This is a genomic window from Nakamurella multipartita DSM 44233 (genome assembly GCF_000024365.1).
Taxonomy (GTDB): Bacteria; Actinomycetota; Actinomycetes; order Mycobacteriales; family Nakamurellaceae; genus Nakamurella; species Nakamurella multipartita.
The window spans coordinates 1415432-1440503 of the sequence record NC_013235.1 but is presented as its reverse complement, the minus strand read 5'-3'; the positions used below and the strand labels follow the sequence as shown (position 1 = coordinate 1440503).

Genomic DNA, 25072 nt, shown 5'->3' with positions numbered 1-25072 from the left:
GCCGTCGCCAGGCCCGATGGCACCGGCTGTTCGGCGGAATGGGCATCGTCGGAGGCTACTGCGGCTCCACCGGCAGAGCGAGAGCTGACATCGCTCCGTGACAGAATTGTTCCTGTAGCTGTCCGAAATGCCGGCATACGCCGAAAAAAGCCCGGCCGGAAGGCCGTCGCTACGAAACTCTCTCGGCATCTGGTTCAACCGCCCACGCGCGTCGTCACTCACGGTGATCAGCCGGAACGGCCCGGCGGCCGCGCCGCCGGCCCGTCGGCCCCGCCGCTTGTGCCCTAGCCCACGTCGATGTCGATCACGTCACACGTGTGCCGGCAGCACGGCATGTAAACACGGGGTTAGCCTTGGGCTCGGATCGCTGTGGCCGGCCGGGCGATCACCTCGCCGACCCGAGCCGCGCACGTCCCACCACGTATCTGCACGTCCAGCTGTCGGAGCCGGAGGTCGAGTAGCGACATGTCCAACCCCACCGTCGTGGAAGGCGGGCAGACCCTGCCGCCACCCAGGCGAGGGTCGGTGTACCGCGGTGATGCGGGCATGTGGTCCTGGGTGGCCCATCGCATCACCGGCGTCCTGACCTTCTTCTTCCTGTTCGCCCATGTCCTGGACACCGCCCTGGTCCGGGTCTCCCCCGAGGCCTACAACCAGGTCATCGAGACCTACAAGAACCCGCTGGTCAACCTCATGGAGGTCGGCCTGGTCGGCGCGGTGCTCTACCACGCGCTCAACGGCATCCGGGTCATGCTGGTCGATTTCTGGGCCAAGGGCGCCCGCTACCAGCGGACGATGCTGTGGATCATCCTGGCGATCTGGTTCGTCGTCATGGTCCCCGGCGTCTACTTCATGATGAAGCACACCGTCTCGGCCATGTTCGGAGGTGGAGCATGACCGCCGCGTTCGATCCGCCGGCCACCCGCGGCATCGTGGCCCCGCGGGCCCCGCGCAAGCGGGTCACCGGGCGCCGCAGCAGCTTCGAGATGTACTCGTGGATGTTCATGCGGTTGTCCGGGATCGTGCTGGTGGTCCTGGTTCTGGGCCACCTGCTGATCATGAACGTGCTCGACGGCGGGGTGCACCGGATCAACTGGGGCTTCGTGGCCGGCCGCTGGGCCAGCCCGTTCTGGCAGATCTGGGACCTGCTGATGCTGTGGTTGGCCGAGCTGCACGGGGCCAACGGCCTGCGCACGGTGATCAACGACTACGCCCGCAAGGACGGCACCCGGTTCTGGCTGCAGCTGCTGCTGCTGATCTCGGTCGTGCTGACGCTGGCGGTGGGCACGCTGGTGATCTTCACTTTCGATCCCACGATGAGCTGACGGGAGCACCTGGTCATGCAGTTCCATAGGTACGACGTGGTGATCGTCGGCGCCGGCGGCGCCGGCATGCGCGCCGCGATCGAGTCGGGCCAGCGGGCCCGCACCGCCGTTCTCACCAAGCTCTACCCCACCCGGTCGCACACCGGCGCGGCGCAGGGCGGCATGTGCGCCGCCCTGGCCAACGTCGAGGACGACAACTGGGAGTGGCACACCTTCGACACCGTCAAGGGTGGCGACTACCTGGTCGACCAGGACGCCGCCGAGGTGATGTGCAAGGAGGCCATCGACGCCGTCCTGGACCTGGAGAAGATGGGGCTGCCGTTCAACCGCACCCCCGAGGGCCGCATCGATCAGCGCCGGTTCGGCGGGCACACCCGCAACCACGGCGAGGCCGCCGTCCGCCGGGCCTGTTACGCCGCCGACCGCACCGGCCACATGATCCTGCAGACGCTCTACCAGAACTGCGTCAAGCTCGGCATCGAGTTCTACAACGAGTTCTACGTGCTGGATCTGCTGCTGTCCAAGACCGACGAGGGCGAGACCTGCACCGGCGCCGTGGCCTACGAGCTGGCCACCGGCGAGATCCACGTCTTCCAGGCCAAGTCCGTGGTGATGGCCACCGGCGGCGCCGGCAAGATCTTCAAGACCACCTCCAACGCGCACACCCTGACCGGTGACGGTCTGGGCATCGTGTTCCGCAAGGGTCTGCCGCTGGAGGACATGGAGTTCTTCCAGTTCCACCCGACCGGCCTGGCCGGCCTGGGCATCCTGATCTCCGAGGCGGTCCGCGGCGAGGGCGGGATCCTGCGCAACGCGCAGGGCGAGCGGTTCATGGAGCGCTACGCGCCGACCATCAAGGACCTCGCGCCGCGCGACATCGTCGCCCGCTCGATGGTGATGGAGGTCCGCGAGGGCCGCGGCGCCGGCCCGAACAAGGACTACGTGCTGCTCGACGTCACCCACCTGGGCAAGGAGGTGCTGGAGACGAAACTGCCTGACATTGCCGAGTTCTCGCGCACCTACCTGGGGGTGGAGCCGCTCGACGAGCCGGTCCCGGTCTTCCCCACCTGCCACTACGTGATGGGCGGCATCCCGACCAACATCGCCGGCCAGGTGCTGCGCAACAACACCGACGTGGTGCCCGGCCTGTACGCCGCCGGCGAGTGCGCGTGCGTGTCGGTGCACGGCTCGAACCGGCTGGGCACCAACTCGCTGCTGGACATCAACGTGTTCGGCCGGCGGGCCGGGATCGCGGCCGCCGAGCACGCCCTGGCCAGCGACTTCGTCCAGGTGCCGGACAACCCCGAGGCGCTGGTCATCGAGATGGTGACCAAGCTGCGGGAGTCCACCGGCAAGGAGAAGGTCGCCGAGATCCGGACCACCCTGCAGGCCACCATGGACCTGAACGCGGCGGTCTACCGCACCGAGGCCACCCTCAAGGAGGCCCTCAACGACGTGCGGGTGCTCAAGGAGCGCTACTCGCGCGTCTCGATCCAGGACAAGGGCCAGCGGTACAACACCGACCTGCTGGAGGCCATCGAGCTGGGCTTCCTGCTCGAGCTGGCCGAGATCCTGGTCGTCGGGGCCCTGGTGCGCACCGAGTCGCGCGGCGGGCACGCCCGGGAGGACTACCCGAACCGGGACGACGCCAACTGGATGCGGCACACCATGGCCTACAAGCAGGGCAACGAACTCACCGCGGACATCCGCCTGGACTACAAGCCGGTGGTCCAGACCCGCTACCAGCCGATGGAGCGCAAGTACTGATGACGATCGCAGCTGAGACCGGAACAGCGGCCGCGTCCGTCCAGGGGTCCGACCGCGCCGAACTGCCCCCCATCCCCGAGGGTGCGGTGATGCTCACGGTCAAGATCCAGCGGTACAACCCCGAGCTCGACGACGGCCCGCACATGGAGTCCTACCGGGTGCCGGCCCAGCCGGGTGACCGGTTGCTCAACGTCCTGCACTACATCAAGTGGTACATCGACGGCACCCTGACCTTCCGCCGCTCGTGCGCGCACGGCGTCTGCGGGTCCGACGCGATGCGGATCAACGGGCGAAACCGGTTGGGCTGCAAGGTGTTGGTCAAGGACCTCATCGGGGACAAGCGCAACGAGGTGACGATCGAGCCGATCAAGGGCCTGCCCTTGCTCAAGGATCTGATCGTGGACATGGAGCCGTTCTTCGACGCGTACCGCGCGGTGAAGCCGTTCCTGATCACCTACGACAACCCGCCGACCCGGGAGTACGTGCAGTCCTCCAAGGATCGCGATCGATTCGACGACACCACCAAGTGCATCCTGTGCGCCTGTTGCACTACCTCGTGCCCGGTCTACTGGTCCGAGGACGCCTACGTCGGCCCGGCGGCGATCGTCAACGCCCACCGGTTCATCTTCGACTCGCGCGATCAGGGCGCCCAGGAGCGCCTGGAGATCCTCTCCGACGCCGAGGGCGTGTGGCGCTGCCGCACCACCTTCAACTGCACCGAGGCCTGCCCGCGCGGCATCCAGGTGACCAAGGCGATCCAGGAAGTCAAGCGCGCCTTGATGTTCCGCCGCGTCTGAGACCGCATCAAAGCATGCCGGCGCCGTCGTCCCACCCCGGGACGGCGGCGCCGCCGGCGTTCTCAGCCCGGTGTGCCGGCCTGCCCGGGCCCGGCCGCCTCGTCCAGCAGGGCGGCCAGCTCGGTGCCCGGGACGGCGGCGGCCGCCGCCCGCAGCACCGACGGCGTCGCGATCACGGCCAGGTGGCCGATCGCCTGCGCCCGCCCGGCCGGCATCCCGCCGGTCGTCAGGGTCGGCGTGACCGCCGCGACATCGGCCAGCACACGGGCGATCTCGGCCGGATCGCCGGCCCGCACCGCCGGCGAACCGGCCAGCTCCTCCAGCCGCACCACGCGGCCGTACACGGCCGGATTGCTGATCTTCACCCGCTGCCCGCTGATCAGCTGGCTGACCATCGGCGCGCTCAGGCCGATCACCGCGGCCAGGCGTCCCTGCGTGAGGCCGTAGGCGGTCATCAGCCGGTGCAGCCGCTCCGACCAGCTCAGCCCGTACAGGTCCACCTGCCGGGTGACGGTCGGCCCCTCGGGCGGGTGAATGCGATCTGAACTCGTCACGGCGCCCCTTCCGGACTTGCGCGGGCTGTTTGCATATGCAAATGTGGGCTTTGCTACTGCAAAGATATCGGATGGAGGACCCTGTGTCACGATGCGCTCCCGCCCGTCGCCGGTTCGGCCCGGCCCGCGCCGGCGCCCTGGTCGCCGCGGCCGCCCTGGTCCTGCTGCCCCTGACCGCCTGGCCCGCCGCGGCCTCCCCTGCGGCCGCTGTCTCGACACCATCGCCCGCCGTGGCCGTGGCTCCGCCGCCCGTGCCGGTGATGATCGTGCTCGACGCGTCCGGATCGATGAATCAGGACGATGCCCCCGGCCTGCGCATCGACGCGGCCAAGGCCGCGGTCACCGACCTGCTGGGCACGCTGCCCGCACCGACGCAGGTCGGCCTGATGGTCTACGGCACGAGCACCGGCAGCACTGACGCCGAGCGGGCCGCCGGCTGCCAGGACATCAAGACCCTGGCCCCGGTGGGCACGCTGAACGCGGCCACCCTGACCAGCCAGGTCGCCGGCATCACCGCGTCCGGCTACACGCCCATCGGCAACGCTCTGCGGGCCGCCGCGCAGGCCCTGCCGAACGAGGGACCCCGCAGCATCGTGCTGGTCTCCGACGGAGAGGACACCTGCGCGCCGCCCGCCCCCTGCGACGTCGCCCGTGAGCTGCACGAGCAGGGGGTCGACCTGACCGTGCACACCGTCGGGTTCAAGGTCGACGCCACCGCCCGCGACCAGCTCAGCTGCGTCGCCCAGGCGACCGGTGGCACCTACAGCGACGCCGGCAACGCCACCGGCCTGACCGATGCCTTGCAGGCCAAGGTCGAGGTGGCGATCAGCGGCTACACGACCGCCGGGACGCCGGTCACCGGAGCCGACCAGGCCTCCGAGCAGGCGCCCCTGCTCACCCCGGGGCAGTACGTCGACAGCTACGCGGTCGGCGGGACGACCGACATGGCCGCCGCGGGCACGACGAAGTACTACACGATCCCGGTGCAGGCCGGCATGCGCCCCTACATCTCGGCCACCATCGTGCCGCCGGACGCGAACGTGGGCGATAGCGAGATCTTCGGCCTCGATGTGGACCTGCTGCGGTCCGATCTCACCTCATGCGCGCACGAGCGGGGCTCGGTCGTCCTGGACGGCAACCGCAGCGAGGCCCCCACGGCGGTGCTGGACGGGCCGACCTTCGGCACCCCCGAGGCCCGCACCTGCCCGACCGAGGGGGTCGCGATCCTCAAGGTGGCCCGGATCGGACAGGCGTGGGCCGACCAGCCGGTGTCGGTGGAGATCGTCGTCCGGATGGAACCACCGGCCGACGCCTCGGGGGTGCTCCCCCCGGCGTCCAAGGGCGAGGTCCTGCCGGCCCCGACGCACGGCACCCCGACCGGCCTGACCGGCGGCAACAGCTTCAACGACGCGCCCCGGCTGACCTCGGGAACCACGTACACCGACACCCTGACGACCGGGGAGAGCCGCTACTACCGGGTCCCCCTGCAGTGGGGGCAGCGTCTGTCCTACCTGATCACCGAGGTGGGCCCGGCCCAGCCGCCGATCGACGCGAACGGCGTCACCGTCTGGGTCGACGTGTTCAACCCGGTCCGGGCCGAGGTCACCCGCCTGGCCGACATCAGCGGCGAGGGGTGGTTCGCCCGGACCGTCAACGACAAGCCGTTCAGCTCATCGACCGAGTACCTGGCCCGCTATACGAACCGCACCGGCGGTGAATCACGGGAGTTCTCCCTCGATGGCGATTACTACCTGCGGGTCAACGCCAACCGGAACGAGGACCAGCCGTCCTCGACCACGTTCCTGATCACGGTCGTGGTCAGCGGCGACGTCGAACCGGGGCCCGTGTACGGGCCGGCCGGCGCGGTCGTGACGACGGGCAGCACGGCGCCGAGCACGTCCTCATCCCCGTCCACGTCAGCATCGGCCACTGTGTCGACGTCAGCGGCGACGTCAGCGGCGACGGCCGGATCCTCGACGGACGCCAGGGCCGGGTCGACCGGACCGGGGGAATCCTCGCTGCCGGGCTGGGTCTGGGCCTTGGGTGGAGCCCTGGTCGCGAGCGTGGCCGCGCTGGTGGTGGTCCTGCTCTCGCGCCGTCGGGCCGATCAGGCCGGACGCCAGCCGTAGACCCCGTCGGCGAGGGTGCAGACCAGCACCCCGTCGGTGCCGGTTCGCCGGTCACCCTCCTGCTGCCAGGTGCACGGGTCGCCGGCCTGCACGTCCGTGGTCGGCGGGACGCCCGAGCCGACCACGGAGGTCGACAGGGATGACGGCACGGACGACTGCACCGTCGCCGGCGGGGTGCCCGGGTCGTCGGCGCCGGAGCCGCCGACCAGGCGCAGGCCCACCAGCACGCCGGCCACCAGCACCAGCACCCCGGCCAGCACCGGACCGGTGCGGCGGGGCCGGCGCGCCGATGTCGCTGGCGGCGCTGGCCGGGCCGGCCCGTCCGGGTGGACCGAAGCGTCCGGGACCGGCGCCGTCGCTGCTCCGGGCGTCCCCGGACCTGGCGACCGCGCGGTCCGCGGAGCGGTGGGCAGCACGTCGATCACCGTCGCCCGGCCCGGCCGGACCGACGACGACGGCGGCGGCGGCGGTGACTGTGACGAGTGTGCCGACGGCGACCGCGGCAGCGGCGGGCCGTCGGTGGTCCAGCCGGCCGGCAACGCCGGCAGCTGGTCCAGCACGTCGACCGGGTCGCCCTCGCGGGTGCGCGGTTCCGGGTCGGCCGCCGCCCCGGCCAGCAGGGCCAGGGCCGCTCGCGCGGCCGTCGGGCGCTCGAGCGGGTCCGGGCGCACCAAGGCGTCCACGGCCTGCCGCAGGACCGGATCCTGGATCGACTCGATCACCCCGCCCGTCGGGCCGGTGCGTTCGTCGCCGCCGAGCAGGGTGACCGCGAGCCGGCCGGCCGCGTACAGGTCGTGCCGCGGATCCGGCGGCACCCCGCCGAGCAGGACCTCCGGCGGCAGGTACCCGGGAGTGCCGATGACCGTGCCGACCTGGGTGAGCCGGGCGTCCGCGCGGCTGATGGTCAAGCCGAAGTCGGTGAGCACCACGTGGATCGGTCCGGTCCCGGTGGTCCGCACCAGCACGTTGGCCGGCTTGACGTCGCGGTGGATCAGTTCCGCGTCGTGCACCGCCGCCAGCGCGGCGAGCACCTGACCCAGCACGGTGACCACGGTGCCCTCGGCGAGCGGGCCGTAGTCGCCCAGCAGGGTGTGCAGCGAGCCGCCGGTCATCAACTCACTGGCGATCAGCACCGTGCTGTCCTCGGCGACCCAGCTGTACGGGCTGACGATGTTGGGGTGATCGAGCCGGACGGACTGCTCCCGCACGAAGCGCAGCAAATCCCCGGCGTCGCGCTGGCGCAGGAGCTTGGCGGCGCAGAACGCACCGCGGCTGCGATCGAAGGCGCGCCAGACGGTGCCCGACCCACCGGCACCGATGGGGTCGCACAGCATGAAGCGGCCGGCGACCACGTCCGCCGTCATACCGATCACCCCCGTGACTGAGCCTGGGGGCAGTATCCGCCGCCCGCGGTCAGCATTCGACGATGTTGACCGGGATGTTCACCGGGATCACGTGCAGGGCCAGCCCGCCGCGGGCGGTTTCCTTGTACTTCACGCTCATGTCGGCGCCGGTCTCGCGCATCGTCCGGATCGCCTTGTCCAGGGAGACGTGATGCTGCCCGTCGCCCAGGATGGCCATCCGGGCCGCGGTGATCGCCTTGACCGAAGCGACCGCGTTGCGTTCGATGCACGGGATCTGGACCAGGCCGCCGACCGGATCGCAGGTCAGGCCCAGGTTGTGTTCGATGCCGATCTCGGCCGCGTTCTCGACATGCTCGGCAGTGCCGCCCAGCACCTCGGCCAGACCACCGGCGGCCATCGCACAGGCCGAGCCGACCTCGCCCTGGCAGCCGACCTCGGCACCGGAGATGGACGCCCCCTCCTTGAACAGGATGCCGATGGCCGCGGCGGCCAACAGGAACCGGACCACGCCGTCGTCGTCGGCGCCGGGGACGAATCGCCGGTAGTAGTGCAACACCGCCGGCACGATGCCGGCCGCCCCGTTGGTGGGCGCGGTGACCACCCGTCCCCCGGCGGCGTTCTCCTCGTTCACCGCCAACGCGTACAGGGTGATCCATTCCATCGCGTGCAACGGATCGCCGGTCCCGTCGGCGGCCAGCAGCTGCTGGTGCAGGGTGTGCGCACGGCGGCGGACCTTGAGCCCGCCGGGCAGCACCCCGGTCGCCCGGCAACCCTGGTCCACGCACTCGCGCATCACCGACCAGATGTGCAGCAGGCCGTCCCGGACCTGCTGCTCGGTCCGCTGCACCAGCTCGTTCTGCAGCATGATCCAGCTGATCGACCGGCCGGTGGCCCGGGTGTGCGCGAGCAACTCGGCGGCCGTGCGGAACGGGTAGGGCACCGGGGTGCTGTCCGGCACCACGGCCTGCTCACCGGTCTCGTCCTCGCCGAGGATGAACCCACCACCCACCGAGAAGTACGTCCGGCTCAGCACCGGCTCAGCGGTCTCGGGGTCGGCCTCGGGGGCGATTCCGGGACCGGTCTCGCCGTAGGCGTGGAACTGCATGCCATTGGTGTGAAAATCCAGCCGCCGCCGGCGGTGCAGCACGATGTCCCGGTCCGGGTCGAAGTCGATCGTCGGGCCGCCCGGCAGCGTCAGCCGGTGCGTACTGGCCACCTGCTGCACCGACGGGCCGGCGGCCCGGGGGTCGACGGTGTCCGGGGCGTGTCCCTGCAGCCCGAGCATGACCGCGGTGACGGTGCCGTGCCCGTGACCGGTCGCCCCCAACGAGCCGAACAGCTCGACCCGGACCCGGGCCGGGGTGATCCCCCGCTCGGTCAGCTCCTCGGTGAACAGCAGGGCCGCCCGCATCGGCCCGACGGTGTGCGAGCTGGACGGACCGATGCCGACCTTAAACAGGTCGAACACGCTGATCGCCATCAGTGCTCTCGTCGCGGGCCGGGCCCGGTGGTGGCCAGAACGGGTTCCGGCGCGGTACGGATCCGGGCCGGGTAACGCAGTGATCGCAGGCCGAGTAACTCGGCGCGTTCGTCTTCGGAGCGGCCGCCCCAGACGCCGTAGGGCTCCCGCACGGCCAACGCGTGGGCCAGACACTGCGCGATCACCGGACACGTCCCGCACACCGCCTTGGCCGCCTGGATTCGCGCCCGCCGACCCCGCGCCCGTTCCGCACTCGGATGGAAAAACACCTCCGAATCCATCCCCCGGCAGGCGGCCGCCCCCTGCCAATCCCAATGATCCACAATCGGCTCCGGCAAACGCTCGATATCAGCCATCACACATCCGATCCTTCCCGAGGAAACGACTCGCTCAGGCCTCGATCGGCTCGATCCGCGGATACTCCGGCTGCCACATCGCGTCATACACCTGCTGCACCGGATTACTCAGCTCCACCCGCGCCAACCCCTCGGCATCGGCCGCCTTCGCCACCGCGATCGCCACCGCCGCCGACGCCGTCCGCAACACCGTCATCGGCGGCAACAAACTCGCCCCCGGCGTGCGCGCATCCGACATCGCCGCCACCGCATCCGCCGCCGCCGCGATCATCCCCTCACTGATCCGCGACGCCTTCGTCACCGCCACCCCCAACCCCAACCCGGGAAACACCAACGCATTGTTCGACTGCGCAATCTGATACGCCACCCCCTTGTAATGCACCGGCTCGAACGGGCTACCCGTCGCGGTCAACACCTTCCCGTCCGTCCAATGGATCAGATCATGCGGCAACGCCTCGGCCTTACTCGTCGGATTCGACAACGGCAAAATGATCGGCCGCGCATTGAACGAAGCCATCTCCCGCACGATCGACTCCGTGAACGCCCCCGCCTGCGTCGACGTCCCGATCAAAATCGTCGGCCGCGCCCGCGACACCACCGTGGCCAACCCGACCCCACCCGCACCCGCCGGCCACCCCGCCACCTCGGCCCGCGAGCGCGCATACGGCACCTGGAAATCCAACAACGACGGATCGTCATCAACCAACAACCCCTGCTTGGCCAACGCATAGAACCGGCCCGTCGCCTCCGCCGGCGACAACCCCTCCCGGATCATCTGATCCCGCAACATGTCCGCGATCCCCAACCCGGCCGTACCCGCCCCATGGATCACGATCCGCTGATCAGCCAACCGCGACCCCGCCGCCCGCACCGCCGAGAACACCGCCGCCAACACCACCGCCGCCGTGCCCTGCATATCATCATTGAACGTGCAACACACCCCCGAATACTTGTTCAAAATCCGGCGGGCGTTCTCCGTCCCGAAATCCTCCCAATGCAACATCGCGTTCGGGAACAACTTGTTACACGCCGTCACATACGCATCGATCAACTCGTCATACCGATGATCCCGCACCCGCGCATGCCGCTCACCCAAATACATCGAATCATTCAACAACCGCAAATTATCGGTACCCATGTCCAACACCACCGGCAACACCCGCCGCGGATGAATCCCCGCCGCCGCCGTATACACCGACAACTTCCCGATCGAGATCTCAATACCACCGATCCCCTGATCACCGATCCCCAAAATCCCCTCGGAATCCGTCGCGACCAACAAATCAACATCATCCGGACCCAAACCAGTGTTCCGCAACGCGGTCTCCACCTGATCCGGATGATCCACCGACAAAAACACGCCCCGACTACGCCGGAACTCATGACTGAACCGCTCGATCGCCGTCCCCACCGTCGGCGTATACACCACCGGCAACATCTCCGGCAAATGCTCCGACAACAACCGGTAGAACAACACCTCGTTACGATCCCGCAAATTCGCCAAATACACCCACTTCGCCAAATCCGACGGCTGCTGCAAATACTGCGCCCACACCCGCCGAACCTGACCCTCCAACGTCGACACCCCCGTCGGCAACAACCCCGTCAACTCCAACTGCTCCCGCTGCGCCAACGTGAACGCCGTCCCCCGATTAATCGTCGGCGAGGACAACACCAGGCGACCACGAGCACGCACCCGCGCCACCACCTCCCGCGGTTGATGGACCAGCTCATACGGGGCGAGCGCCATGGTCATTTCCTCTCGTCGGTCAACGACCGGGTCGGGGCGAGCAGCGGGGGCGGGCGGTGGTGCGGGCGGCGGCGGTGCGGGCGACGGTGGGGCGGAACGATTCGATCAGGTGCGGCGGGGGCCGGAACTACCGGGCCGGCGGGGTGTCGGTCGGCGACTCCGGGTCGGCGGGGTCGGTCGCGGGCGTGATCGGGGTCGGGTTGGCCACCACCGGGTACTGCCCGGTGATCGAGGCCCGCTCCTGGGCGATGGCGGCGATCCGGCCACGGCACAAGAACCAGCCGAGCACCAGCAGCGGCACGATGATCACCAGCGAGCCGATGGTGTAGGTGCCGACCGGGTAGTCGAATCCGATGAGCACCAGCACGGCGGCCAGGAAGCCCAGCGTGAGGTACGAGGTGAACGGGGCGCCGATCATCCGGAACGAGGGCCGCTTGAGCAGGCCCTTGTCCGCCCACTGCTTGAGCCGGATCTGGCACAGCACGATTGTCGCCCAGGCCGCAACGATGCCCAGCGAAGCCACGTTGAGCACGATCTCGAAAGCCTCTTCGGGGACGACCGCGTTGAGCCCGACACCCAGCAGGGTCACCGCCGCGGTGATCGTGATGCCGCCGTAGGGCACGCCCGCCTTGTTCATCCGGCCGGCGTACTTGGGCGCCGACCCGTTCTTGGCCATCGAGTGCAGGATGCGGCCGGTGGAGTACAGGCCGGCGTTGAGCGAGGACAGCGCGGCGGTCAGCACGACCAGGTTCATGATCACGCCGACGCCGTTGACGCCGATCGAGTCGAAGAAGGTGACGAACGGCGACACCCCGGCCTGGTAGGCGGTGTAGGGCAGCAGCAGGACCAGCAACAGGACCGAGCCGACGTAGAAGACGCCGATCCGCAGGATGACGGTGTTGATCGCCTTGGGCATCACCTTCTCCGGGTTGGCGGTCTCGCCGGCGGTGGTGCCGATCAGCTCGATCGAGGCGTAGGCGAACACGACACCCTGGATGATCACGATCGCCGGCAGCAGCCCGTTGGGCAGCCAGCCGCCGTTGTCGGCGATCAGGCTGAAACCGACCGGCTGACCGTCGATGGGTGTGCCGAAGATGACGAAGTAGGTGCCGACCAGCAGGAAGGCGACCAGCGCGACGACCTTGATCAGCGCGAACCAGAACTCCAGCTCACCGAAGACCTTGACCGACACCATGTTCAGCGCCAGCACGACGCCCAGTGCGACCAACGCCCAGACCCATTGCGGCACCGAGTTGATGAACGGCGAGTACTTGCCGAAGAACTTCATGTAGAGGGCGACCGCGGTGACGTCCACGATCGCGGTCATCGCCCAGTTCAGCCAGTACATCCAGCCGGCCGCGAAAGCGGCCTTCTCGCCGTAGAACTCACGGGCATAGGAGACGAAGGAGCCCGAAGACGGCCGGTGCAGCACCAATTCGCCCAGGGCCCGCAGCACCAGGAAGGCGAAGAAGCCGCAGAGCGCGTAGATGAAGACCAGGGCCGGTCCGGCCTGGGCGAGCCGGCCACCGGCCCCCAGGAACAGACCGGTGCCGATGGCGCCGCCGATGGCGATCATCTGCACCTGACGGGCCTTGAGGCCCTTGTGGTAACCCTGCTCCTCCTCCTGGAAGAGCTCGGTCAGGTGGGACTCGGTCTGCTCCGGCGACGGGTGGTGGTAGGTCGGATGAACGCCCGATCGGGGTTCGTTCGACGGGTTGGTGGAGATGGTCACAGGACACCTCGTTGTGTAGGACGGACGGGGCCAAACAGGATCGACAGGATTGAACAGCGACGGACCGTGCTCAGTCGGTGAGCGCGATCGGGTCGGGGAGATCGGCCGGCTCAGCCGAACAGGGTGGGGGCGGCCACGACGGAGCCGACCGGCCGGCCGCCGCCGCGGATGACGGCGTCGGCGAAGGGGGCCCCGGGCGCGCCGGGGACGACATCGGTGGGCACCCCCAGGAAGTCCAGGGCGGCCCGGATCAGCGGCAGCCGCGCCCGCTCGCCGCCGTCGGCGATCTTGAATGCGACCGCGCGGCCGTCGGGCAGCGCGAACGCCTGTACCCCGTCCGCGCCGAGCTTGACCAGCATGCCGGGAACCCTGGTCATCAGCAGGGTGTCGCCGGAGGAGGAGCCGCCGACCAGCTGCGGGTGCTGGCGCATGGCGTCGGCCACCGCCCGCTCCCGGGAGCCCGGGGCGGCGCTCACCAGCGTGCGGAAACCGCGGGCCAGGCCGACCAGATCGGTGGCGAACACCGGGGCTCCGCACCCGTCGACCCCGACGATGTCGTGGGTCAGCGATCCGGTGATCCGCTCGATGGTGGCCCGGATCCGCCGTTGCAGCGGGTGGGCCGGGTCCAGCAGGTCGGCGGTCGGCCACCCGGCCCGCAGGCAGGTGGTCAGCATCGCGGCGTGCTTGCCCGAGCAGTTCATGTAGACCCGGCGCGGGCCGCCGCCGGCCCGGATCACCTCGTCCCGCGCGGCCTGGTTGCCGGGCAGGTCGAGCGGGCAGGTCAGGTCATGCTCGGTCAACCCGGCCTCGTCCAGCATGGCCAGCACCCGGGCGACGTGCTCGGGCTCGCCGGCGTGCGACGCGGCGGCCAGGGCCAGGTCGGGGGTGGCCAGGGTCAGCCCGGCCTCGAGCATCGCGACCGCCTGGAACGGCTTGGCGCAGGACCGGTGGAACACCGGGCGGCTGACATCACCGCGGTGCCACAGCACACTGGCGTCGCGATCCAGGACGACCAGGGCGCCGACGTGGGTGCCCTCGTGCAGCCCGGACCGGTAGACCCGGGCCAGCTCGACGTCCCCGCCGGCCGGCTCCGCGGCCAGGGTGGACGCCGACGAACCGACCTGGGTGGGGGCGATCATGCCCGGGGACCGGGCGCGGCGGCCATCGCATCCAGGATCGCGGCGATCCGCTCGGCGCTGAGCAGACCCCGCTGCTCGACGATCTCGGCCACTCCCCGACCGCTGACCAGGGCGTCCTGGGCGACGTCGGTGGCGTTCTCGTAACCGATGACCGGGCTCAGCGCGGTGACCAGGCCGATCGAGTTGGCGACCCGGTCGCGCAGCAGCTCGCGGTTGGCGGTGATGCCGTCGATGCACTTGTCGGCCAGCACGGTCGCGGCGGCGGCCAGGTGGTCCAGACCGGCGAACAGCGAGTGGGCGATGATCGGCTCGAAGGCGTTGAGCTGCAGCTGCCCGCCCTCGGCGGCCAGGGTCACGGTGACGTCGTTGCCGATCACCTCGAAGGCGACCTGGTTGACGACCTCGGGGATCACCGGGTTGACCTTGCCGGGCATGATCGACGAGCCGGCCTGCCGGGCCGGCAGGTTGATCTCGCCGAAGCCGGCCCGCGGGCCCGAGGACAGCAGCCGCAGGTCGTTGCAGGTCTTGGACAGCTTGACCGCGACGCGCTTGAGCACACCGGAGAGCTGCACGAAGTGCCCGACGTCGGAGGTCGCCTCGACCAGATCGGTGGCCGAGACCAGGGTCTGGATGCCGGTGAGGCGGCGCAGTTCGGCCACGACGTGCCGGCGGTACTCCGGGTGAGCGTTGAGCTCGGTGCCGATCGCGGTACCGCCCAGGTTGACCTCGTGCAGCAGGGCGCGGGCCTCCTGCAGCCGCTGCCGGTCCTCGGCCAGGGTGGAGGCGAAGGCGCCGAACTCCTGGCCCAGCGTCATCGGCACGGCGTCCTGCAGCTGGGTGCGGCCCATCTTCAGCACGTCGGCGAACTCGTCGGCCTTGCGCAGGTAGGCGGCGTGCAGCCGGCCCAGCGCGGCGTCGAGCTTGACCACGTAGGCGTCCAGCGCGATGTTGATCGCGGTCGGGTAGACGTCGTTGGTGCTCTGACCCAGGTTGACGTCCTGCAGCGGGTGCAGGTGCTGGTACTCGCCCCGGGCGTGGCCGAGCAGCTCCAGCGCGCGGTTGGCGATGACCTCGTTGGCGTTCATGTTGGTGGAGGTGCCGGCGCCGCCCTGGATCATGTCGACCACGAACTGGTCGTGCAGCGCACCCTGCCGGATCTCCTGGGCCGCCGCGATGATGGCGTTCGCCTTGACCGGGTCGAGGGCACCGATGTCGCGGTTCGCGGTGGCCGCGGCCTGCTTGACGGTGGCCAGCGCGCCGATGAACAGCGGGTAGATCGCCAGCTGGATGCCGCTGATCGGGAAGTTCTCGACGGCCCGCGCGGTGTGCACGCCGTAGTAGGACTGGGCCGGGACGTCGAGGTAGCCGAGCAGGTCGTGCTCGCTGCGCACCTCGACCGCACTCTCGGGGGCGATCTCGCTGGTGGCGATGGACATGAGTGGTGGGCACCCTTCTGACAGGAAGAATCTGACCGGACGAACGGATTGCTGCAGGCACTTGCAGATCACGACGGAGGAGCTTCGTTGCTACCCGGCTACCTAGCTGTCAAGCTGTCGGACAGGTTGTGAAGAACAAATGAGCCTGGCTTCCAACCGTCAACCGTGACGCTGGTCACAGCGGCCCACGTCGTCCGGTCCCCGACTTACCCTGACGCCCATGAGCTCGTCCGACAGCTGGACAACCTCGGCACCCAAGTACGCCCGGGTCTCCGCCGCCGAGGCGGTGCTGGCCGATCTACGGGGCGCCATCGAGCGGGGCGAGCTACCGGTGGGCGATCGGTTGCCCTCGGAGGCCGCGCTGGCCACCCGGTACGGGGTCAGCCGCACGGTGGTCCGGGAGGCGCTGCGCTCGTGCGAGACCCTGGGCCTGACCCGGACCCGGACCGGCAGCGGGACCTTCGTCATCGCCGACCACGTCCCGGCCACCCTGACCGTGGGCAACTACTCCAGCCAGGATCTGTTCGAGGCCCGGCCGCACGTCGAGATCCCGGTGGCCGGCCTGGCCGCCGCCCGCCGCTCCCCCGAGCAGCTCGCCGAGCTGCACGGGATGCTGGATCGGATGCTGGCCACCACCGAACCGGCCCGCTGGGTCGAGCTGGACGCCTCGTTCCACGCGGCCATCGCCCGGGCCAGTGGCAACCGGGTCTTCATCGACCTGCAGGCCACCATGGGCACCGCCGCCGCCCGCCAGTCCGAGACGCTCAACCTGATCGCGCATCGGCGTGATGCGGCCAACCGCGAGCACGCCGCGATCGTCGCGGCCATCGACGCGGGATCGCCCGAGCGCGCCCAGGAGGCGATGACCGCGCACCTGGTGCAGGTGCGCCGGGCGGTGGAGGACCTGCTGATCGGTGCGCCGGGCGCCCCCGACGCACCGGCCCCCTGACCGGTCCCCCGCACCAGCGACCGGGCCGTCGGGAATGCGCCCGGTGGGCGCCGGGTTGTGCTTGCCAGATTCGCGACCCATTTCGTCGCAGCGTCCACACGATCCCGGAGGGATATTTCTGATGGCCACCATCGAGCTGACCAAGGCAAATTTCGAGAGCACCGTGTCCGGTGACGGCATCGTGCTGGTCGATTTCTGGGCCGGCTGGTGCGGGCCGTGCCAGATGTTCGCGCCGATCTTCGAGTCGGCCTCGCAGACACACTCCGACATCGTCTTCGGCAAGATCGACACCGAAGCCGAGCAGCAGCTCGCGGCGGCCGCGAACATCCGCTCCATCCCGACGCTGATGGCGTTCCGGGACGGGATCCTGGTCTTCTCCCAGGCCGGTGCGCTGCCCGCGCCGTCCCTGGAGCAGCTGATCGGCGCCGTCCGCGACCTGGACATGGACGATGTGCGCCGGCAGATCGAGCAGTCGCAGGAGGCCGCGGCCGCGGGCCGTTCCGCCGAGTCCTGAGACCGGCCGGTGACCGCCCGCTGACAGGCGGTTCACGGGGCGGGCGTTACCGTAGGTCACGATGTCCGCCTCCCTGCCCCGGCGCGTCGCCCTGGTCGGGGCCACGTTCCTGATCGCCGGCTGCCTGGTCGCCGCGCCCGTCCCGGCCTCCGCGACCCCCAATACCGACCCGTACGTGCCGCCGAGCGTCACCGTCGAAACCCCCTCGACCGACGACTGTGCGCAACGGAACCAACCGCCGCCGCCCGTCGACACGTCCGAGAACGTGCCCGACGGGCAGAGCCCGCCCGAGCCGCTGCCCGTCCCTGCCCAACCGGTGGGCGGCGCGGCGCTGGGCGGGTGCGGGCTGATCGTGCCGGCGAACTCCCCCGCCCTGCCATCGGACATCTCGGCCGGCGCCTGGCTGATCGCCGATCTGGACACCGGCGAGGTGCTGGCGGCCAAGGATCCGCACGGTCGCTACCGCCCGGCCAGCACGCTCAAGCTGCTGACCGCGCAGGTCATGCTCAAGAACCTGACCAACCTGGACCAGGTCGTGCAGGGCACCCAGGCCGACACCGCCCAGGACGGCACCCGGGTCGGCATCGAGGCCGGCGGCACCTACACCGTCCGGGACCTGCTCTCGTACCTGGTGATGATCTCGGGCAACGACGCGGCCAACGCGCTGGCCCGGACCAACGGCGGGTACGACAAGACCATCGCCGACATGAACGCCACCGCCAAGGCGCTGGGCGCGCTGGACACGCGGGCGGCCACCCCGTCCGGCCTGGACGGGCCCGGCCAGTCGACCTCGGCCTACGACCTGGCCCTGTTCGCCAAGGCGGACATGGCCATCGCTCCGTTTCCGGAGATCATCGCCCGGCCCGACATCCGGGTACCGGCGGCCAGCGGCGAGGGCTACATCGCCGCCAACGACAACCAGCTGCTGGCCCAGTACCCCGGCGCCCTCGGCGGCAAGACCGGGTTCACCGACGACGCCGGCAACACCTTCGTCGGGATGGCGGCCAAGGACGGGCGGCGGCTGGTCGTCACGATGATGCACGGCACCCAGCAGCCGCGACGGCAGTGGATGCAGGCCGCGTCCCTGCTGGACTGGGGCTTCGCCCTGCCCGCCGGCACCGCTCCGGTCGGCACGCTGGTCACCTCGTTGGCCGAGGCGACCGCCGGGCCGACCCCCACACCCAGCCTCACCCCGTCCGCCTCGCCCTCGGCGTCGGCGAGCGCCTCCCCCGCCGCCGTGTCCACCGGCGAATCGAGCCCGACCGCCGGCGAGTCCTCCAGCGGCATCCCGGTGGCCTGGATCCTGGCCGGCGTCGGCCTGCTGGTGGTCGCCGCCGGCATCGTGCTGCTCATCCGCCGGCGGGCCCTGAACAAGCGGGCCAGCTTCGCCGGCGACGCCAAGCCCAAGCCCGAACCCGGGCCCGACCCGGAACCGGCAGCGGCCCCGAACCCGGAATCGGCCGCGGAACCTTCAGCGGAACCGGTGACCGAGGCCACCGCCGCGACCACACCCGAGACGTCGGCCGAGCCTTCTCCGGAAACGTCGGCCGCGGAATCTTCCGCGGCGGCGTCCGAACCCGCGTCCGAACCGCAGTCCGAAACCGCGCCCGAGCCGGCGCCGGAACCGGCTTCCGAACCCAAGGCCGAGCCGACGACCGAGCCGACGACCCAGCCGACGACCGAGCCCAGGCCCGAATCCAAACCCGAGGGCTGATCGGTTCGGCGCTCACTCCTTGCGGCGGCCGGCCCCCCAGCCCAATGCGGCGCCGACCCCGAGCAGGGCGGCCAGCCGCGCCCGGGACGGCTCCTTGCGCACGATGAACGTGGCCTCGGGCACCTCGGGCAGGGGGTCGTGCTCGTCGTCGTCGGCCCCGCCGTCGGCGGTCGCCACCCAGGCCGCGACGAACAGCACCAGCTGCGCGACCAGATTGAAGAAGAACAGCAAACCGATGACCGGGCCGAAGATCGCCGCCGTCCGCGACGTGCCGGTGAAGGCCGGCAGGATCGTGGTCAGGGCGTACTTGAGGATCTCGAAGCCGATCGCGGCGACGATCGATCCGCGCAGCCGGGCCTTGAACGAGGAGCGCTGGCTCTTGGGCGGCAGCACCGTGTAGACCCACATGAAGATCAACACGTCGGCGGCCATGGCGATCAGGATGGTCGTCACGGTCAGCACCGGCACCAGCCACGCCTGGTCGCCCAGGCCGAGCAGGTCGGCCACCGCACTGGCGAACTGGCTGCCGACCGCGCTCAGGCCCAGCGAAACGACGATCGCCACGGCCAGGCCGGCCAGCGCCCCCAGGTCCTTGAGCGTGCCGACGACCAGGTTGTCCGCGGTGGCCTTGCCGGTCTCGAACTGCTTGCCCCACAACGCTCGGACGGCCTTGCGCAGGTTGCCCATCCAGCCGATCCCGGAATACAGGGCGATCAGCAGACCGACGATGCCCACACCGAGAGGGTTGGCCACCACGCTGTCGATCAGGGCCACGATCGGGTCGGCGATCTCCTTCGGCAGCATCGCCGCGATCTCGCTCTCCAACCGGGCCAGCAGTTCCTGGTTGTTGCGCAGCACGATGCCGCCGACCGAGAACCCGACCATCAGGATCGGCACCAGCGACAGGAACGAGAAGTAGGTCATCGCGCCGGCGAACTGGCTGCCCAGCCGGTCGCCGTACCGGGTGATCGCCGCGATCAGGTGTTTGATGCCCGGGCGGGAGGCGATGCGCTTGCCCAGCAGGACGAGCCGGCCCACCGGGGGTGGGTCCTGGGGGACCGGGCCCTTCCCGGCGGTGCGCTCGGGGGTGGTGACCATGGGACCTCCGGGTCGGTGGGTCAATCCGGGATCGGACCGATCTGACTCTCGTCGGGTGAGTGTTCCCCGTCGGCGCCGGTTTCAGCAGGTCAGCCGACGGCCAGCCCGACCTTTTCGTACACGGTGGCGGCGGTAACGTCAGCGACCTGCCGGGCCCGCTGGGCGCCCAGGTCCAGCACCTTGTCCAGCGCCGCCGGGTCGGTCAGGTACTCCTGCACCCGGGCCTGCACCGGCTCGGCAAAGGCGACGAACGCGGCCGCCAGGTCCGACTTGAGGTCGCCGTAGCCGCGTCCGGCGTACTCCTGCTCCAGGGCCGGGATCGGCACCTCGCGCAGTTCGGAGAGCAGGCCGAGCAGGTTGGACACCCCGGGCTTGTTCTCCTCGTCGTACCGGATCTCCCGTTCGGTGTCGGTGACCGCCGATTTGATCCGCTTGACCGACGCCTTCACCGGGGCCAGCAGGTCCAGGGTGCCGCCGGGTAGCGACTTGCTCATCTTGGCCCGCGGCTCGGTCAGGTCGTAGATCTTGGCGGTCGACTTGAGGATGTAGGGCTCGGGCACCACGAAGGTGGGGCCGTAGCGGGCGTTGAACCGCTGGGCCAGGTTCCGGGTCAGCTCCAGATGCTGGCGCTGGTCCTCGCCGACCGGCACCGCGTCGGCCTGGTAGGCCAGGATGTCGGCGGCCTGCAGGATCGGGTAGGTGAACAGGCCGACGCTGGAACGGTCCGCGCCGCCGCGCTGCGACTTGTCCTTGAACTGCGTCATCCGGCTGGCCTCGCCGAACCCGGTCAGGCACTCCATCACCCACGACAGCTGGGTGTGCGCCGGCACCTGGGACTGCACGAACAGCGTGCACCGCTCCGGGTCGAGGCCCAGGGCGAGCAGCTGGGCGGCCGCGACCCGGGTCCGGTGCCGCAGCACCGCCGGATCCTGTTCGACCGTGATCGCGTGCAGGTCGACCACCGAGTAGAAACACTCGTGGGTGTCCTGCATCCGCACCCATTGCCGCAGCGCGCCGAGGTAGTTGCCGATATGGAACGAATCGGCCGTCGGCTGGATGCCGGACAGCACCCGCGGCTTGCGGTCGGTGGCGTCGGACTCACTCATGTGCGCGATCTTGCCATCCTGGCGCCGCGCCGAACGCCGCTACCGGTCCATTTGCAGCCGCCGCCACACCCACACGGTGGCCACCCCGAAGACGGCCGGCACGAGCGGAACAGTGACCAGCGCGGTCGCCGTCGCCCCGGACGGGGCCAGCGCCCAGAAGGCCGGGGCGACGAACGGAATCCAGCCGCCGACGTCGGCGATGGCCACCACCTGGGCGACCACGAGAAGGCCGACGGCGGTGGCGATCCCGGGCAGCAATCCGCGGCCCAGGGAGGCGGCCCAGCCGGCCGGCACGGCGATCAGCGCGGTCAGCACCCCCAGTGCGAACTGCCGGGCCAGGCCGGCCGCATCGGCCGCGGTCGGCAGGCCCAGGCCGACGAGCAGACCGACGACGGGCAGCACCAGGCACACCGCCGCCGACACGGCCAGCGCCCAGACGGCGTAGACGGCCAGCTTGGCCGTCGCGATGGTGCCGCGACCCACCGGCAGCCCGAACAGGGCCGAGATGGTGCGGTCGGCGAACTCCCGTCCGGTGAGCCAACTGACCCCGACCCCGAACGCCAGCAGCCCGCCGGCCGCGGTGATCTGCGCGGCCACCGACAGCAGTGCGGACCAGTCGCCGGTCGCCGCGGCCGGCCCCATCTTGGCCGCGACCTCGGCGTTGCCGGAACGGACGGCGGCGACCATCCCGCCGGCCAGCGCGGCCACCCCCATCGTCAGCAGGATCCCGGTCGCCCACAGCACCCGCGCCGCCCGGGCCTTACCGGCCTCGACGGCCAGCGCCGCTCGGAACAGGTTCATGACCGCGCTCCGCTCGTCGTGGCCGCGTGCACCAGGGCGAAGAAGGACCGTTCGATGTCCACGCCGTCCGGGTCCAGCCGGCCGACCACCCGCCCGTCGGCGATGACGGTGATCCGGGTGGCGATCCGGGCCACCTCGTCCAGGTGGTGGCTGGACACCAGCACTCCGGCGCCGTCGGCGGCCCGCCGCAGCAGCGCCTCCCGCAGCAGGATGATCCCGGCCGGATCCAGCGCGTTCGTCGGCTCGTCGAGGACGATCAGGTCGGGCCGATGCTGCAGGGCGGCGGCCAGGCCGAGCCGTTGCTTGTTCCCCAGTGACATCCGCCGGGCCGGCACGCTCGCGTAGCGGTGCAGATCCAGCTCGGCCAGCACGTCGTCGACCATCGGCCGGATACGGCGGGCCGGCACCCCGCGCAGCCGCGCCGCCAGCTCCAGGTTGGTCCGGCCGTCCAGTTCGCCGTAGGCCAGCGGGTATTCGATGACGGCCCCGACCCGGGCCCACCGGTCCGGGCCGGCGACCCGCACGTCCGCGCCGAGGACGGCCAGTTCACCGGCGTCGGGTCGCAGCATGCCCACCATCAGTTTCATCAGGGTCGACTTGCCGGCCCCGTTGAGCCCGACCAGCGCGTGCACCTCGCCGGCCTGCACGTCCAGGTCCACGCTGCGGACACCGGCACCGCCGCGGTAGGCGCGGGTCACCCCGGTCAGACGCAGTCGGTCAGTCATGGTGGGCCTCCACCACGTCCAGGGCTCGCTCGATCGCCGCGGACAGGGTGCCGTCGCCGTCCCGCCCCCACTGCAGCAGCGCCGTCATCAGGGCCGCCATCACCGCGGCCGCGGCGATCGCCGCCTCTCGCGGATCGGCGCCCCCGGCCGCCAGCTCGGCGCCGATCGCGGCTTCGCTGGCCGCGGTGTTGGCCCGGACCGCCGCCGCCAGGCTGGGCGTCGCGGCCACGATGGCCAGCCGGTCCCGTACCGGCCCGGTGTCCTGGATCGGCACGGCCCGCCAGGCCGCGCGGATCCCCCGGACCGCCCGGATCACCGGGGGCAGCCCCGGCGGTTGAGCGGCGACGGCGCCGGCCATCAGCGGGTCGTACGGGTCGTCCAGCAGCAGCTGGTCCTTGGTCCCGAAGTGGCGGTAGAAGGTCATCTCGGTGACCCCGGCCGCGGCCGCGATCTGCGCCACCGTCGTCGCCTCGTAGCCCTGCCGGGCGAACAGCTCCAGGGCCGCGGTCTGCAACCGGGCCCGGGTGCGCTGGGTCCGGCTAGTCGCCGTCTCACGAATGGTCATGAGCAAATGTTAGTCACTAACATTTGCCCGCACAAGGGTCAGTCCAGCGGCCGCAACTCGTCGGCGTAGGACACCGCCCGGCGCCGGAGCTGCCCGCCCGGCCCCAGGGTGTACTGGCCCATCCGCCACAGCGGCGGCGAGTAGGCGTGCACCGAGACGCTGCCCGGATCCCGGCCGGTCAGGCGGTGGATGTGATCCGGTCCGAAGCCGAACACCTCCCCGGCGACCACGTCGGTGCGGATGCTGTCCTGGGCGACGGCCAGGTTGTGCTCGGTGAGCGCCCCGCGCAGCACCGCGACCGCCCCCGAGGAGATGTCGTGGTCGTGCCAGCCGGTGTCGTTCTCCGGCGTCCAGCACAGCAGCCAGACGTCGACGTGGCTGTCCCGGTGCAGGCTGACGTAGTGCCGCTTGTCGTCGCTGAACGCGATGTGCGGTGCCAGCGGCCCGGGATCGCTGGCCACCGAGCTGGCCAGCTCGACCAGCTCGTCCGGATCCAGGTCACGGCCGGGCAGGTTCTCCAGGGTGAGCCGGCCGGCCTGCTGCGCGAGCGAGCGGGCCTGCCGGGCGGCGACGGTCACGCCGTCCAGGCGGCCGGCCACGTCGGCGGCCGGGTCGATCGGGTCGATGTCGGGGGTGCGGTCCAGGGTCTGGGTTGCGGTGCCGGTCATGGTCGTTCTCCGGTCAAAAGTCGGTACGGATTGGTCTGCGTGAAGGCGGTCCGGGCGGCCTCGCCCAGGTCGGTGCGATGCGGTGTGCCGTAGGGGCGGTCGCTGCCCACCACGATCGGGTCGACGCCGACGGCGCGGGTGAGGGCGTCCACGCCCTGCCGCGAGTACGAGGACGTCTCCACGAAGGTGTGCGGGTCCACCGTGACGGTGCGGCCGGCGCGGGCCTGGAATCGCTCGTGGTGGACCGGAGCGAGACCCGCGCCGGCCGCGAAACACACGCGCAGGGAAGGGAACTGGGACCGGCCGGCGGCGAACCAGGCCCACCAGGCGGCCTGCAACTGGGTCGGGTAGTCGACGACGGCGGCCCACCAGGCCGGCCGGTCGGCGCCGGCCGCGGGCACCGGTCCGGGGTGGACGAACACCGGACGGTCGGCCGCCTGAACCAGCGCCAGCACCTCGCCGAGCCGCTCGACGTCGGCCGGGCCGGCCAGCGCGGTCGCCGGGATCTGCAGGCCGACGAAGCCCTGGGCCAGCTGCTGCCGCAGCGCGGTCAGATCCGGGTCGCGACCGGCGACCGAGGCCCAGGCGTCGAAGTCGGGCCGCAACCGGGCGACCCCGTCGTGCCAGGCGGCCAACAGGGGTGCGGCCTGCTCCGGCGGCAGGTCCTCGATGCCCAGCGGGCTGGACAGGCCGAGCACGATCCGGCCGGACTCGGTGGCCCGACGGCTTTGCGGATCGTGGTCGGCCGGGTCGACCTGATACGCGGGTTCACCGGGCAGGTACAGCGTCCAGCCGTCGAGCCGGGGTGGGACGCTGCACCGGCGCAACGCCTCGATCAGGTCGACCGGCCACAGGTGTTGATGAATGTCGATGGTGCGGGGAGCCGTCATGGCCCGTGCCCTTCGCGGGGTTGCCAGGAATGATGCCGAGGAGTGCCGAGAGCACTGCCCCGCACCCGAGAAGGGCTGGGGATCAGTGCCGGATTCAGCGGCAACAGATGGCGCTGGCGACCCGGTTCAGGTCGACGTGCCGGCGGCGGTGTTCACACCGGCTCAGGACAGCGGCGGACGCGGACACACTCCGCTCGGTCCCGCGCTGCATGC

The 25072-nt window shown here is 70.7% G+C and carries 23 protein-coding genes and 1 pseudogene; 8 read left to right on the top strand and 16 right to left on the bottom strand.

The window, feature by feature from the left end; genetic code table 11:
• Positions 1 to 465: 465 nt before the first annotated feature.
• The 4 genes from sdhC to NAMU_RS06535 are packed head-to-tail and all read left to right on the top strand — an operon-like array spanning position 466 to position 3889.
• Positions 466 to 897: a succinate dehydrogenase, cytochrome b556 subunit gene (sdhC, locus tag NAMU_RS06550; RefSeq protein WP_015746622.1), complete on the top strand. Its 432-nt coding sequence runs from the start codon at positions 466 to 468 to the stop codon at positions 895 to 897.
• Positions 894 to 1325 (top strand): succinate dehydrogenase hydrophobic membrane anchor subunit, encoded by a 432-nt coding sequence (locus tag NAMU_RS06545; RefSeq protein WP_015746621.1) that lies wholly within the window; start codon positions 894 to 896, stop codon positions 1323 to 1325. Before sdhC ends, NAMU_RS06545 begins: the two co-directional genes overlap by 4 nt.
• Before the next feature lie 15 nt (positions 1326 to 1340).
• A complete protein-coding gene (sdhA, locus tag NAMU_RS06540) occupies positions 1341 to 3092 on the top strand; it encodes a succinate dehydrogenase flavoprotein subunit (protein ID WP_015746620.1) in 1752 nt (583 codons plus the stop codon).
• On the top strand, positions 3092 to 3889 hold the full coding sequence (locus tag NAMU_RS06535) for a succinate dehydrogenase iron-sulfur subunit (protein ID WP_015746619.1): 798 nt from the start codon (positions 3092 to 3094) through the stop codon (positions 3887 to 3889). Before sdhA ends, NAMU_RS06535 begins: the two co-directional genes overlap by 1 nt.
• 62 nt (positions 3890 to 3951) lie before the next feature.
• Here the strand turns inward: NAMU_RS06535 and NAMU_RS06530 are convergent, their stop codons facing one another.
• Entirely contained in the window at positions 3952 to 4443 is a 492-nt protein-coding gene (locus tag NAMU_RS06530; RefSeq protein WP_015746618.1) for a helix-turn-helix domain-containing protein, read from the bottom strand.
• Positions 4444 to 4514: 71 nt separating this feature from the next.
• Between NAMU_RS06530 and NAMU_RS06525 the strand changes: the two genes are divergently transcribed.
• Positions 4515 to 6572: a vWA domain-containing protein gene (locus NAMU_RS06525; protein WP_169312471.1), complete on the top strand. Its 2058-nt coding sequence runs from the start codon at positions 4515 to 4517 to the stop codon at positions 6570 to 6572.
• Here NAMU_RS06525 and NAMU_RS06520 read toward each other — a convergent pair.
• From NAMU_RS06520 to NAMU_RS06490, 7 genes are all read right to left on the bottom strand, one after another.
• On the bottom strand, positions 6551 to 7936 hold the full coding sequence (locus NAMU_RS06520; RefSeq protein ID WP_015746616.1) for a serine/threonine-protein kinase: 1386 nt from the start codon (positions 7934 to 7936) through the stop codon (positions 6551 to 6553). The two genes, NAMU_RS06525 and NAMU_RS06520, sit on opposite strands and share 22 nt — an antisense overlap.
• A 49-nt stretch (positions 7937 to 7985) precedes the next feature.
• Positions 7986 to 9416, bottom strand: a complete 1431-nt coding sequence (locus NAMU_RS06515; protein ID WP_015746615.1) for an L-serine ammonia-lyase — start codon at positions 9414 to 9416, stop codon at positions 7986 to 7988.
• The gene (locus NAMU_RS06510) at positions 9416 to 9772 is read right to left on the bottom strand and encodes a WhiB family transcriptional regulator (RefSeq protein ID WP_015746614.1); all 357 of its coding nucleotides are present in this window, start codon (positions 9770 to 9772) and stop codon (positions 9416 to 9418) included. Before NAMU_RS06510 ends, NAMU_RS06515 begins: the two co-directional genes overlap by 1 nt.
• 34 nt (positions 9773 to 9806) lie before the next feature.
• A complete protein-coding gene (locus tag NAMU_RS06505) occupies positions 9807 to 11522 on the bottom strand; it encodes an NAD-dependent malic enzyme (protein WP_015746613.1) in 1716 nt (571 codons plus the stop codon).
• Between the two features lie 127 nt (positions 11523 to 11649).
• The gene (locus tag NAMU_RS06500; RefSeq protein ID WP_015746612.1) at positions 11650 to 13254 is read right to left on the bottom strand and encodes an amino acid permease; all 1605 of its coding nucleotides are present in this window, start codon (positions 13252 to 13254) and stop codon (positions 11650 to 11652) included.
• Between the two features lie 110 nt (positions 13255 to 13364).
• Positions 13365 to 14393 (bottom strand): asparaginase, encoded by a 1029-nt coding sequence (locus NAMU_RS06495; RefSeq protein ID WP_015746611.1) that lies wholly within the window; start codon positions 14391 to 14393, stop codon positions 13365 to 13367.
• The gene (locus NAMU_RS06490) at positions 14390 to 15829 is read right to left on the bottom strand and encodes an aspartate ammonia-lyase (protein WP_015746610.1); all 1440 of its coding nucleotides are present in this window, start codon (positions 15827 to 15829) and stop codon (positions 14390 to 14392) included. The genes NAMU_RS06495 and NAMU_RS06490 overlap by 4 nt, the downstream gene beginning before the upstream one ends.
• Positions 15830 to 16049: 220 nt before the next feature.
• Here NAMU_RS06490 and NAMU_RS06485 point away from each other — a divergent pair, with 220 nt between their 5' ends.
• The 3 genes and pseudogenes from NAMU_RS06485 to NAMU_RS06475 form a co-directional block, all read left to right on the top strand.
• Positions 16050 to 16778, top strand: a complete 729-nt coding sequence (locus NAMU_RS06485) for a FadR/GntR family transcriptional regulator (protein WP_015746609.1) — start codon at positions 16050 to 16052, stop codon at positions 16776 to 16778.
• Positions 16779 to 16899: 121 nt separating this feature from the next.
• On the top strand, positions 16900 to 17292 hold the full coding sequence (gene trxA, locus NAMU_RS06480; RefSeq protein WP_015746608.1) for a thioredoxin: 393 nt from the start codon (positions 16900 to 16902) through the stop codon (positions 17290 to 17292).
• A 61-nt stretch (positions 17293 to 17353) separates the two neighbouring features.
• Positions 17354 to 18676 (top strand): annotated as a pseudogene (locus NAMU_RS06475) (serine hydrolase); the annotation flags it as partial.
• Between the two features lie 342 nt (positions 18677 to 19018).
• Here the strand turns inward: NAMU_RS06475 and yhjD are convergent.
• From yhjD to NAMU_RS31700, 8 genes are all read right to left on the bottom strand, one after another.
• Positions 19019 to 20104: an inner membrane protein YhjD gene (gene yhjD, locus NAMU_RS06470; RefSeq protein WP_015746606.1), complete on the bottom strand. Its 1086-nt coding sequence runs from the start codon at positions 20102 to 20104 to the stop codon at positions 19019 to 19021.
• A gap of 89 nt (positions 20105 to 20193) precedes the next feature.
• Positions 20194 to 21210, bottom strand: coding sequence for a tryptophan--tRNA ligase (gene trpS / locus NAMU_RS06465; protein WP_015746605.1), 1017 nt, complete (start codon positions 21208 to 21210; stop codon positions 20194 to 20196).
• 39 nt (positions 21211 to 21249) lie between these two features.
• Complete coding sequence (locus NAMU_RS06460; protein WP_015746604.1) at positions 21250 to 22011, bottom strand: ABC transporter permease; 762 nt, start codon at positions 22009 to 22011, stop codon at positions 21250 to 21252.
• Positions 22008 to 22736, bottom strand: a complete 729-nt coding sequence (locus NAMU_RS06455) for an ABC transporter ATP-binding protein (protein WP_015746603.1) — start codon at positions 22734 to 22736, stop codon at positions 22008 to 22010. Before NAMU_RS06455 ends, NAMU_RS06460 begins: the two co-directional genes overlap by 4 nt.
• Positions 22729 to 23301 (bottom strand): TetR/AcrR family transcriptional regulator, encoded by a 573-nt coding sequence (locus NAMU_RS06450; protein WP_015746602.1) that lies wholly within the window; start codon positions 23299 to 23301, stop codon positions 22729 to 22731. Before NAMU_RS06450 ends, NAMU_RS06455 begins: the two co-directional genes overlap by 8 nt.
• 38 nt (positions 23302 to 23339) lie before the next feature.
• Positions 23340 to 23969 carry a cysteine dioxygenase gene (locus tag NAMU_RS06445; RefSeq protein ID WP_015746601.1) on the bottom strand — a complete coding sequence of 210 codons (630 nt, stop codon included), beginning with the start codon at positions 23967 to 23969 and terminating at the stop codon, positions 23340 to 23342.
• Entirely contained in the window at positions 23966 to 24859 is an 894-nt protein-coding gene (locus tag NAMU_RS06440; protein ID WP_015746600.1) for an amidohydrolase family protein, read from the bottom strand. The genes NAMU_RS06445 and NAMU_RS06440 overlap by 4 nt, the downstream gene beginning before the upstream one ends.
• 94 nt (positions 24860 to 24953) lie before the next feature.
• The gene (locus NAMU_RS31700) at positions 24954 to 25070 is read right to left on the bottom strand and encodes a putative leader peptide (RefSeq protein WP_407669203.1); all 117 of its coding nucleotides are present in this window, start codon (positions 25068 to 25070) and stop codon (positions 24954 to 24956) included.
• Positions 25071 to 25072: the final 2 nt, after the last annotated feature.